This is a genomic window from Algoriphagus sp. Y33, assembly GCF_014838715.1.
Classification (GTDB): domain Bacteria; phylum Bacteroidota; class Bacteroidia; order Cytophagales; family Cyclobacteriaceae; genus Algoriphagus.
In genome coordinates this window covers 3346606-3358300 of the sequence record NZ_CP061947.1, presented here as the reverse complement: position 1 = coordinate 3358300, position 11695 = coordinate 3346606, and the positions used below count along the sequence as shown (strand labels likewise).

8 protein-coding genes are annotated in these 11695 nt (G+C 41.7%); 5 read left to right on the top strand and 3 right to left on the bottom strand.

Features of this window, described 5'->3' with window-relative positions; translation table 11 throughout:
* Positions 1-8: 8 nt before the first annotated feature.
* Positions 9-1073, top strand: coding sequence for a hypothetical protein (locus tag ID165_RS13455; RefSeq protein WP_192085348.1), 1065 nt, complete (start codon positions 9-11; stop codon positions 1071-1073).
* A 97-nt stretch (positions 1074-1170) separates the two neighbouring features.
* Here the strand turns inward: ID165_RS13455 and ID165_RS13450 are convergent, their stop codons facing one another.
* On the bottom strand, positions 1171-1410 hold the full coding sequence (locus tag ID165_RS13450) for a helix-turn-helix transcriptional regulator (RefSeq protein WP_192085347.1): 240 nt from the start codon (positions 1408-1410) through the stop codon (positions 1171-1173).
* A gap of 1150 nt (positions 1411-2560) precedes the next feature.
* On the opposite strand from ID165_RS13450, the gene ID165_RS13445 reads away from it, so the two are divergent.
* The 3 genes from ID165_RS13445 (at position 2561) to ID165_RS13435 (ending at position 8686) form a co-directional block, all read left to right on the top strand.
* A complete protein-coding gene (locus tag ID165_RS13445; protein WP_192085346.1) occupies positions 2561-3946 on the top strand; it encodes a TlpA disulfide reductase family protein in 1386 nt (461 codons plus the stop codon).
* Positions 3943-7158 (top strand): SusC/RagA family TonB-linked outer membrane protein, encoded by a 3216-nt coding sequence (locus ID165_RS13440; RefSeq protein ID WP_192085345.1) that lies wholly within the window; start codon positions 3943-3945, stop codon positions 7156-7158. The genes ID165_RS13445 and ID165_RS13440 overlap by 4 nt, the downstream gene beginning before the upstream one ends.
* Positions 7159-7306: 148 nt before the next feature.
* Positions 7307-8686 (top strand): RagB/SusD family nutrient uptake outer membrane protein, encoded by a 1380-nt coding sequence (locus ID165_RS13435; RefSeq protein ID WP_192085344.1) that lies wholly within the window; start codon positions 7307-7309, stop codon positions 8684-8686.
* A 55-nt stretch (positions 8687-8741) separates the two neighbouring features.
* Here ID165_RS13435 and ID165_RS13430 read toward each other — a convergent pair whose 3' ends face one another.
* Both ID165_RS13430 and ID165_RS13425 read right to left on the bottom strand, forming a co-directional pair.
* Complete coding sequence (locus ID165_RS13430) at positions 8742-9026, bottom strand: DUF6520 family protein (RefSeq protein WP_192085343.1); 285 nt, start codon at positions 9024-9026, stop codon at positions 8742-8744.
* A 404-nt stretch (positions 9027-9430) separates the two neighbouring features.
* On the bottom strand, positions 9431-9847 hold the full coding sequence (locus ID165_RS13425) for a MauE/DoxX family redox-associated membrane protein (protein ID WP_192085342.1): 417 nt from the start codon (positions 9845-9847) through the stop codon (positions 9431-9433).
* A 293-nt stretch (positions 9848-10140) separates the two neighbouring features.
* Here ID165_RS13425 and ID165_RS13420 point away from each other — a divergent pair, with 293 nt between their 5' ends.
* Positions 10141-11694: a terpene synthase family protein gene (locus ID165_RS13420; protein WP_192085341.1), complete on the top strand. Its 1554-nt coding sequence runs from the start codon at positions 10141-10143 to the stop codon at positions 11692-11694.
* Position 11695: the final 1 nt, after the last annotated feature.

Genomic DNA, 11695 nt, shown 5'->3' with positions numbered 1-11695 from the left:
TCTAAAGTTTGAATCAAGCAATTGTCAAAAATATAATGGATCGAATCTGCAAACTTTGCAACAATCATATTGCTGACAAAACAGGATCTCATATAGTGCCGCATTTTTTACTTAAGCGTATTGAAAATGAGGAAGGGAAAACAGGGAGAGGTAATGAACTAGGCTTTGTTATCAAAACTGGAGATACATTCTCTTATTTTGGAAGAGAAGTATCTCCTGAAAAACTTGAAGAGGTTTATGGTGACCTCACAGAAGAGGAAATAGAAGCAAATTCACATCCATTGATAATTGACCATATTTTCTGTTCACAATGCGAGAGAAAACTGGGTGTAATTGAAGAGAAGTATTCTCAAACTTTAAATTTGAAATCAAATAATAACTATTCATCAGGTGTTCAGTCAGCGTTGGGGCTTTTATTTTGGGCAAGTATAATTTGGAGATTATCAATTAGTGGAAATGGAGGAATGCGTCTTTCAGACCCTCAGAATGAAAGGCTTAGAGAAATGCTTTTCAAAATATTAAAAACTGATTTTAAGGAAATGGATCTAACTATTTTGAAAAAGATGAAATCGGCAAAGGGGATTACTTACAAATTGATTAGATCCCCGGATTATTCTAAATCATCCCCTACATTTCTTCATTTTTATCCGGATTCTAAATATCCATATACCCTCATTATTTGGGAATATATCTTATTCTTTTCCTTCAGTGATAACTATACTCATTTCTTAAAAGATAAGTTTTTCGGGATCCAAAATCAGATTTTTGCAGCTTCTACTAATAAACCTGCTGGTGATGAAGAGCTGATCTTTTATTTGCCAATTGATGTGATGAAGAGATTTAACAATGGCCTGATTGAATTTATTAAGAACATAAGGGTTGATAGTATTTTCTCGAAATTAGATGCGTTGCATGTTAAGTTGGGTGGGAATGGTACCTCTATGCCAGATATAATCAAAAAGGAAATAATGCAGGAAATTACCTCAGATGAGAAAAAAATCGGCAGGGCACAGACTGCAGAAGACCTGGCTGCTTCATCAATCAAAGTTCTGCAAAAATATATTAGGAAATAGGTGGGAGCATTATATAAGTTTTTTCCTTGACTTCCCTTTAGGACCAGAGAGAAGGAAGCTAAACAAAGTTTCTAATGATAGACTGAAGAGTATGGTTTTAAATTTTTGGCTCATCCGAAGGTTTAATCTTTAAGAGATTCGAAACCAGTAAAGTCCTCACATCAACCTCCAAAAAATCAGCTATTTCAAAAAGCCTTTCAATTGAGGGTTGAGAATCATTTGTCACCCACCTAGAAACTGTAGTATCTTTAACACCTAGATTTTTTGCTAAATCAATATTTTTCTTTCCTTCTTCAGCCAAAACGGCCTTAATTCTATTGTAATTCTCTCTTTTCATTTGAAAACTGCCAAGTTTCCCAAATATAAGTAAAGGAAAACTTACAGTATTCAGTATTATAATTCCATAAAAAGGGTATAAAATATATTTTAAAGTAAAAATATTATCGTTTTATGAAATCTTTTTATATTTTTGGTATAGTCATTGAAAATAGAGCCTTGATTTTCAAAGAGAAAAATTGGAGAGGTTCCTCAAATGCATTTGCACTTTATAGTCTCGTCTAAGAAAACTGCCAAATTTCAATATAGACGGTAGAAGTGAAGTGAAAATGCTCACGCTACGGCGTGAGCTCACTTTTACTAGATTATATTGAAGCCTTTTCTTTTAGGGACGATTGAAATATTTCCTGTTGGGATATCTCAAAATGACTTAGTAATAACCCAAGTATCATGGAACAGATGGTGATTTTTTCTGGATTAAGTTGCTTCCCGGGCGTAGTATTCTGGAAGAAGGATCTGTCTGAGCTTTTTTATATTGGGTCACATTGCTCACTACCTTTATCCTATTACATCCTTCCAGAGGAACATGGCATCGCCGCGGTCGATCGACTGTATCCTCTAAAGCCCAAGAATCCGATCTAAGGATCAGGGCACTTTTTCTCTCTGATTGCTTCCGATTGGGCTTTGTATGTTTGGCGGAACGATCCTTACAGATCAGAGAGTGACGATTATTTCGTCATTGCGAGAAAAGCCCCTAGATGAAAAGATAGGGGTTGCCGAAGCAATCTTATGAAGGTTTGTACTTCACACTTTGAGACTGCTTCGTCGTTCCTCCTCGCAGTGACGACAAAATGGAGATCATCTGCTGCAGCAGGTCAATAGCTCCATTACTTCTGTTTATTTCTTATTCATTAATGCTGGTTGCCTGAGAAAGGCAGGATGGAAGAGGTATGTCTTGAAAAATGTACCGAGTACCAAGTACAAAGAGCCAAGAATCAAGAAGTTAGAGTTGAGAGATTTCTCATTTGGAACTCCTTCGAAATGACCTGAAGGTCGGTTGTAAGGATTTTAGATTTCTTACTTAAGCTTTTAGCTTTCTGACTTCTGCTCACTGCGACTTCCTGCTTCCAACGCCGGACATCGGGCATCCGACACCGGACACCTTTCTTCCATCTTCGGTCTTCCGTCTTCCAGCTTAAAATCGTAAAAGCATGAAAAAACACATACTCATATGCTTAATGGGACTGCTATGTCTACCCATAAGCACCACCACAGCACAGGTTGCTGATTCACCTACTCCAGGGCAGGATTTGGTTTATTATGCCGGAGTCCATCGGGGCGGGGAGACCCGCTCCGATACCTTGAGTATAGGAGACCAGATTCCTAAGGGCATCGAATTCTCCGAGGTCTTGAAGTTTGACTCGGATAAGCTCCGATTGGACGATTACCGCGGCAAATACCTCATCCTGGAGTTTTGGGCGCCTACCTGCACAGCAAGTATTGCTTCATTGCCAAGGATGGCAAATCTGAGTCAGGAGTTTAGGGATCAGATTGCAATTATTCCTATGACCATCTTTGAAGAAGAGCGGGTTTCCGAGGTTTTTGCCGGTTACGAATCCCTTGTCGGGGTTGATTTACCCCTAGTGCTACATGCAGGTAAGATGCGAGAGCTGTTTCCGCATTCCACGATTCCTCATTTTGTTATCGTGGATCCAGAAGGGAGGGTGATTGCAATTACAGGTTTGGAGGATCTGACTAGTTCCAATCTGGAAAAAATGCTCACAGGGGATGCTTCGGTTTTCCGCTACAAAGAGGACCGTAAAATACTACTGGGAAGGTATGACAAACTGATTTCTGAAAGCCCCCAGGTACCTTCTAAAAACATCTGGTTTCAGTCTGCGCTGACAGGATATATCCCCGATGTATCGGGTTCTATCATTCAGGAATACGAGGACCTTTCCCATATCCGCATCGTCAATATGCCCTTGATCAGGCATTACCAGTTGGCTTTTTCGGAAAGGGATCTGGTGGATTATTATGGGAGAAACCGTATTCAGACTATTGGATTTGAAGCCGAAGAACTCTTTACCAAAAAGACAGGAATGGATTATCTGGACTGGAAAGAACAGGGTAATCATGTTTTTGGCTATGAGTTGATCGCTCCTCCTTCCCAAAATCCCTATGCGCTGATGCGCGAGGATCTAAACAGGTACTTCCCCCATATCAAGGCCTCTGTCAAAAAGGAGAAGCGGAAGGTGTATGCGATAGTTCAGCAGGAAGGAACTAACTACCCCAAAGCGCAAGAGGTTGAAAGCAGCTATCAAGCCGGAGCCTTTGGGCTTAGTATGCAAAATTATCCCTTGCAGGGCTTTGTCTATCACCTTAATTTCTATTTCTATCAACGATCAGAATTCCCTATCCTCAACCTGACCGGAATAGACTATCCCATTGATCTGGAACTGGAAGCACAGCTATCCAGTATTTCCAGCCTGAAGCAGGCGCTACGTCAGGTGGGTTTGGATCTGCTGGAAAAGGAAGTGGAGATCAACGTATTGGTTTTGGAAAAAATAGGGGATGCTAAAGTACTGGCTTTATGAAAAATCTACTGATTCTAATTTTTGTTTTGGCCTTTTCTTCTATGGATCTATGCGCCCAGAATCTGCAAGTTGTAGGAAGGGTGCAGGATCAAACTACCGGTGAAGCATTGATCGGAGCTTCGGTGCGTGTTCTGGAAAGCGGAACGGGGAAAATTACCAATGAGGAAGGTGTATTCCGTTTTGAGTTGGACGCAGGAACCTATACGCTTCGGATTAGCTACCTGGGTTATACTGTCCGGGAAATTGAAATGGAAGTTCCTCTTTCGGAGCAGTTAACTATCCTTTTGGCGCCAGAAGACTTTGAGTTGGGAGGCGTAGAGGTACTCGCCACTGGTTATCAGGAGATTCCGAAGAGCAGGGCTTCAGGTTCTTTTGTTTCCTTGAATGAGGAACTGGTGGATCGTAGGGTAAGTACCAACCTGATTGATCGATTGGAAGATGTTACTTCCGGTCTGATCCTGAACCGTACCGGTGACGTGGGGAGAGATCCCATTTCCATCCGAGGCAGAAGTACCTTGGGAAGGTTTTCCCAGCCTTTGATTGTGATAGATAATTTTCCATATGATGGGAATCTGGAGGATATCAATCCCAATGACGTATCCAGTATTACCGTATTGCGGGATGCAGCTGCAGCCTCTATCTGGGGGGCTCGTGCAGGAAACGGGGTGATCGTCATTACCACCAAATCAGGAAAGAACAATCAAGCCACCCGTGTCAGTTTTACAGGTAATGCCAATTGGATACAACCAACCGATCCTTTTCTTGCTCCAAATCTAGGAGTTGATGATTACATCGATGTGGAAGAAATGCTCTTCGGTCAGGGCTTTTATACTGCCTTGGAATCAGATTTTGGAAATGAGGTGTTGAGTCCGGTGGTGGAAACACTCATCGCAAAAAGGGATGGCTTGATCTCAGCATCGGAAGCGGATGCTAGGATAGCAGCATTTCGAAGTTATGACCTCAGAAATGAGTTGAAACAATATATTTATCGTCCCCAACTCAATCAGCAATACAATCTGGGAATAGCTGGGGGAGGAAATTACCATACCTACCGGATTTCTTTAGGTTACGACGATATACGTCCGGAAATCAGTGGGGATGCTTCCAATCGGATTACCCTTTCCCTCAAAAATGATTTTTCATTTCTTTCGGATAAGTTGAAGGTACAGACAGCTTTTTATGGGGTGAAAAGCAAGTCTACGGATGCCCATATGGCAGCAGATGACATTACTTTCAGCAGTTATGCAGGAACCTATCCCTACGCTAGACTGGCAGATGATTCAGGAACTCCATTGCCACTAAATCGGGATTATCGCAATAGTTTTAAGGAGGAAATGGAGACTTTGGGCTTTTTGGACTGGTCTTTTGTTCCCTTGGAAGAAAGAGGAAGATCAAATTCAAATTCAGTTCGGGATGATTGGCGGGTAAATTTGGGATTGACTTATGAAGTGCTTCCAGGTTTATCAGTTCAGGCATTGTATCAATATTGGCAAAATACTGGTCTTACAGAACGTCAGTATCAGGACAATAGCTATGATGCCCGAAACCTGATTAATCAATTTACACAAATGGCAGAAGAGGGAGCTTTGTCCTATGCAATACCATACGGAGGTATTTATAACTACTCGAATTCGAGAGCTAATTCCCATTCAGGTAGGCTGCAAGCCAATTATGCTAAAGATTGGGAACAGGGATGGAAATTAAATGTACTGGCAGGAGCGGAAGTAAAAGCCTTGGAGTCCAACGCCTTTTCAGGGAGATATTATGGGTATAATCCTGAATTGGCTACCACACAGGTTGTGGATTATGTGAGTTTGTTCCCCTTGTCTACCAATCCTTTTGCTACTGCACGTATTCCCAATACAGATGGAATCAGCTTAATGCGTGATCGATTCTATTCAGGTTTTGCCAATGCTTCGCTAATGTATCAAGAACGATACCTGCTCACTCTAAGCGCCAGAAAAGATGCTTCCAATCTCTTTGGCGTTGCTGCCAATCAAAAAGCTGTTCCGCTCTGGTCTGCTGGTTTGGGGTGGACGTTGAGCGAGGAAGGCTTTTATCACTGGAATTGGATGCCGTTTATGAAGCTTCGGGCATCCTATGGATACAATGGAAATGTGGACCGCAGCCTGACCGCCTTTACCACAGCGCGTTCCACTACATTTAATCCTATTACACAAATCCCGTATTCCATCATCGTAAATCCACCCAATGAAAACCTACGATGGGAACGCATCAAGATCCTGAATCTGGGTCTGGACTGGGAAAACAGATCAGGCAGGATTATGGGCACTTTTGAAGTCTATAAAAAAGAAGGATTGGATCTAATTGGAACAGTTCCTTATGCTCCGTCCACGGGAATTACGGCTTTTTCAGGGAATAACGCCGCTACGCAAACTCAGGGATTTGACCTCTCACTGGAAACGGTCAATCTGAAAGGGAAATTTACCTGGTCTTCGGTACTATTACTTAGTGGAATTAAGGAAAAAGTCACTTCCTACGAAGATGAGATCAATGTGAATAACCTGCTGAACTATGGTATAAACGGGTTGGGAGGAGCCTATTTTCCAATCGAAGGAAGACCGCTTTTTGGGGTTTATTCCTTGCCTTGGGAAGGTTTGAATCCTGAAACCGGAGATCCTGTAGGCTTGCTGGATGGAGAGGCGAGTGAGGAATACCGGGAGATTATTAATGAAGCTACCCTGGAATCGCTGGTTTATCACGGTCCTGCACGTCCTACTGTGTTTGGCTCTTTTAGAAATACCCTCAGCTTTCAGGGTTTCAGTCTTTCAGCCAATATATCCTATCGTTTCGGGTATTTCTTCCGCAGATCTTCGGTGCAATATGAATCTATTTTGCAGGGTCGGGGCGGTCATTCTGATTATAGTCTTCGCTGGCAGGAAGCAGGGGATGAGTTGATTACACAGGTGCCTTCCATGCCAGAGGAAAGGGATGCATTTCGAGATCAGTTTTATAGAAGCAGTTCGGTTTTGGTGGAAAAGGGGGATCATATCCGGTTACAGGATATACGGCTCGGCTATAAAATCCCTTCCTCATCAAATAAGGCTGGGATGTTCAACAATGCTGAATTCTATTTATATGCGAATAATCTAGGCATGATCTGGAAAGCTACGGATACAGACTGGGATCCTGATTTTGGAACGTTTAAACCCAGGAAAAGTATAGCGGTGGGAGTTCAGCTGGATTTCTAAACAGCGAAAAGATCATCAAGAATTAAAAGGGGACTGGTCATACATTTTCTTAATCCTCAATGGCAATCGGGAAGTGAGGGAGGTTCCTCTTTTAGATCTGTTAGGGGAGAAATTCATGGCCCTATTTATCTTATAAACAATCAATCAAATGAAAAATATACTAGAACAGATGAAACGAAAGAAAGGAAGATTGACAATCCTGCTGTTTTGTTTTTCCCTCATAGGGCTGATGTCCTGTGAGGAGTTTTTGGATGCCAAACCGGATCAAAGCCTGGTTGTTCCCAAAACTTTGGCAGATGTGCAGAGCCTGCTGGATAATACGAATGTATTCAATGGGCAGGCAACTTTACCTAGTATTGCATCCGAAGAAGTCTGGATTTCCGATGCAGGCTATGCATCCTTAAGTAATCCTATTGAGCAAGCGGTATATATCTGGTCTGATGATCCCTATCCCTCCGGGTTCAGTGGAGACTGGAACGGGTTATACGAACAGGTTTTTTATGCCAATGTCGCATTGGAAGTTTTGGAAGATTTCGAAGGGGAGAAGACTGAATTGTACAATGTCTTACTGGGTTCGGCTTATTTCTACCGTGGCTATGCTTACCTGCAATTGGTTTCTGAATTTGCGATGCCCTACCAGAAAGTAGGAGGAAATGAGTCCCTTTTGGGTATCGTCCTGAAATCCACAGCAGATGTAAATGAGAACCTGGAGCGAGCTAATCTACAGGAAAGCTATGATCAGATTTATTCAGATCTGAATAGAGCGGTAGAGCTGCTGCCTTCTACCAATGCACCCAAAACCAGACCAACCAAAGCAATAGCTTTAGGAGTGCTCTCCAGAGTATATCTAAATACCTTCCAATATGAATTGGCAGCCAAATCCTCTATAGAAGCTTTGGGGATTTATACTGATCGTCTGGATTTTAATAATATAGATGTAGAAGCTAGAAGACCTTTTACACGCTTTGATGAGGAGACTATATTTTACTCCACCTTATTTAGTTATTCCTATTTGAGATCTACTCAGGTATTTGTGGATTCAGCCTTGATAGATCTTTTTGAGGAAAATGATTTAAGAAAACCTGCTTTTTTTGATGAGACATCCTCTGGAAATTTTAATTATACAGGAAAGCTTTCTGGGGCTACACAGAATTTTGGTGGGATCAGTGTAGGGGAACTGTACCTGAATGCTGCGGAAGCATTGGTCAGAACAGGCGAGGATGACCAGGCATTAAGTATGCTCAATGACTTGCTTTCCTTAAGGTATCAATCAGATTCTTGGGTGCCATTAGCCGAATTGAACTTAGAAGAGGTATTGGAAAGAATTCTGCAAGAACGAAGAAAAGAGTTGATAGGGAGAGGGTTGCGCTGGATGGATTTGAGGAGATTGAATCAGGAAGGTGAAACAGAAACTTTGGTGAGAGAAGTGAATGGGATTCGATATGAATTGGCTCCTAATTCTCCTAGATATGCATTTCCTATTCCATTGGATGAAATCAGCAGAAGTGGAATAATCCAGAATCCTTGATCCACAAAAACCCAAGGCTCAGCAGAGCCTTGGGTTAGTGCCTATAAGTTTTAAATTATAATTCTACGAATTCTCCTTCGCTCAGGACGTTAGGGATGCCAGTCGCAGGGTTATCGTTGGAGAATTCTACCAAACAATCCATTCCACTGGCATTACACTCATAGTCCTCGGATTGAACCTGAATAGTGACATCCCGGTAGCCATTAGGTTGGGAAGTGTCTGGGGTCCAGATTTTAGTTGCCGTAGGTTCGCTGCCTATGACAGGAGCATTGAATGCAAATGCAGCAAAGGCTGCTATTACAAATGCAAAAGCAGGTAATCTTTTAATTAAAGTATTCATCGTTGTGTCCTGTTTTTTAACAAATCAAAAACAGGGAAAACGTTTAGGATTCCCGGATTGAGCTACATGCTGTTTACCGGAAGTGGTTAAAATACCTACTCTGTTTAAAGGGTTTTCGGCATCTCCCTCTTGCATCACCCAGTATAGTCTGGAGTCTCCACTTCCAGATTCGGAGACAGGTAATGCGGTGAATTGAGTTGATTTTCATTAAGCTATTTTTTGGGGTGGGATAATGCCTTTTCCTGCCCCGTTTTTTCAAATGCCTAGTGACAAGTCTTTATTCTTCAGAGCGATAGTGTTTAATTATTTACTCTTTAGATGCTGATGTAATTAATATTTAGTTTATATTGTTTAAGGAAATAGTTGCTATCACCTACTAAAAACTTAACGCCTCAAGGCGGGATCTAAGGATTCCGCTTTTTTGTGAAGTATAGTCCGATGATACTTATTCCAATCATTCCACTGTTAAGCCAGAAATGTGCTTTCCAACCTAAGCTTTCTAAAACTCCCGCACAGTTGCAGGGAACTCTGGGAAAAGCTCCTACCCAGATCAATCCCACATAGGTGGTGAAGACGGTGAGGAGGAGGATACTTGAGAGGTATCCCCACCATCTACTGACTGAAAAGAGTAGGAGTAAGGCAATCAGCAACTCAATAGTCGGTACTGCATAGGCCAGTACTTCTGCCAGCTCTGCAGGAAAGGTCTGGTTATGGAATGCTTTTCTGCTGTCCTGCCAGTGTAGGATTTTGTCAATTCCAGTATAGGTCCATAAGAGGATCAGCAGGATGCTTGGGATAGCTGATTTTTCTGTGTTTTCCATTCATTTTAATGTTCGATGGAAAGTTGGGTATTATAAAAATCCAGAATTCACAAGGTGGGTGATAAACTTAAAAAGTGTATCAATTATACAATTTTAGATGGTTTTGAAAAATAAGTGATTGATTACTTGGTTTTTAGGTGTCGGGATTTTAAACTGGACTACTGTTTTTTTAGTGAATAATAGAACTAAGCAAGTTCGGCAGTTGGGTCTTCAACTGCAAAGGCAATTTAAATGTAAGCTCTGGCAAGGAGTTTTGTTATCGGAAGTACTGTGTAATCTAAACAGTCATCATCATGAATGGGTATGATTTGGATCCAACGTTTTTAAAGAAACTTTTCGGACTGGGAGGTAAAGTGAGTGATAATGCTTTTGAAAAAGTAGGTGAATTTCTGGAAATAAGGATTGCTAAACGAAAAGCTACCATCCGTCATGCCGGTACTGTGGAAACCGAATCCAGGTTTCTGGTGGAAGGAATGATCGGGATGTACTATATGGGTAAGTTGTCCAGACTCTACTTTCCGGGTGATGTCTTTATGGATTTTGAATCCTATCAAACACAGATGCCCAGTAAATTTCGCTTTAGGTCTTTGGGAGAATCTTTTTATATAAGCCTTTCCTACCCAAATGAAACGCTATTGCTGAAGGAAATACCTGAGTTCACAGACTTTTCAAAATCCCAGATTGCAAAAGTCCGACATTCTGATGTGGAATGGCATGCATTTACCCAGATGAACTACCGGGACAAACTCAAGGTGATTGAAGAGAAGTTCCCCAAGTTCACCTATGATCTGACCAATAATGAAAAGGCGAGCCTTCTGGGGGTAAGCTACGCTACAGCAGCACGTATTAAGAAAGAGTCCACTGGTAAAAAACCTGCTGATAAAAGTGGAAAACTTGGAAAATTGCTACACTATCCATTTCCTGCCTATGTCCACACTGATGCAGCTGAAATCGAGGAACAGACTGTCTCCTGGGCTTTTCACTTCCATTCAATCCTTAGGAACAACGTTGAGATCGCCTATTACAAAGAACAAAAATTCAGTTACCTGTCCTCCTGCCTGTATCCGGAAATTGATATTGAAAAAGGGGTTTGGATTTCCAAGCTCTACCTCTGGCTGTTTTATCTGGATGATTTGACAGATGATTTGCATTTCGGGCAGAAAGCAGGTTTTTGGGATTATCTACTGACTGGGGTTGATAACATCATGGGGGGTAAGCCATTGGGATTTAATCCTGATCGTATAACAGTTTTCCTAAATGCTTTTAGTGATCTGGCTACAGAATTCGATGCGCTGGTTTCTGGCCATAAGGAACTGAAGGGACTGATATTTTCCGAGGTTCTGAATTATATGCAAAAGAATAAAATTGAAGCGGAATTTAAGGACAAAAAGACTCTGCCTAGTTGGGAAGAATACCAGGTTATCAGGCCAGCTTTTTCAGGAGGAAATCTAGCCTTGGCCCTTTGTGCCTTTGAATCAAGTGAGAATTTTTCAAGTGATTCTTTTGATTGGAAAGAAACATCCGATCTCCGTGTGCAGGCTGCCAAGCTGATCTACTTAACCAACGACTTGATATCTTACCAAAAAGAAACTGATAGAGGTGATTTTATGAATGCCGTGGCGTTATTGATGCAACATAAAGGAATGAGTTTCAAAGAGGCCCAGCAGGAAATTTTGAACCTGCATGCGGAAACACTGGAGGAATTTATGGTGCTGGAAAGAAGATGGAGAGAGGAATACAAGCCTGAAAACAGTGGTATACTGAAATACCTCAAGCAGATCAAATACAAGATTGCAGGTTCAGTGCATTGGTCACTTTCGATTTCTCCACGCTACAGGAAGAGTTGAT